Origin of the sequence: Pseudomonas onubensis, from assembly GCF_965653655.1 — a bacterium.
Taxonomy (GTDB): Bacteria; Pseudomonadota; Gammaproteobacteria; order Pseudomonadales; family Pseudomonadaceae; genus Aquipseudomonas.
In genome coordinates, this window is record NZ_CBFHAZ010000325.1 from 1 (window position 1) to 405 (window position 405).

The window sequence follows — 405 nt, forward strand, 5'->3', positions numbered from 1 at the left end:
GACTACGATGTCCGCTAATTTAGTCCCGTTGGCAGCCACCGTTTTGCTTGCATCCATGCCAAGCGAAGTGACTGCGTTTGCTGATATTTGATATCTGTTTGATCCGGTAATTCGTTTGGTGACCGAGGCCTTCTTTTTAATTTGATTCTCCACATCTTTGCTGACGCTTGAAGTGCCTCCCATGATGATCACTTTTTTAGGCAGATTGTAGCTCGGAAGGGAGTCTTTTTTCGTCAGAAGAATCGGATAGCCGTTTTGCGCGGCATATGGCGCGATTGCCAGCGCATCCGTATATACATCCCCCGTTACTACGACCGCCTGGTCATAGCTGCCCATTTCGGCCGCAATATTTTTGGACAGATCATATCTGTTTTTTCCGCTGATCCGTTTCGTACGGCCGTATTT

1 protein-coding gene is annotated in these 405 nt (G+C 47.7%); it reads right to left on the reverse strand.

Annotated features, from left to right (window positions below; translation table 11 throughout):
* The coding region (locus ACTD9P_RS30180; protein WP_438870508.1) for a cell wall-binding repeat-containing protein at positions 1-405 on the reverse strand (405 nt) is incomplete at both ends.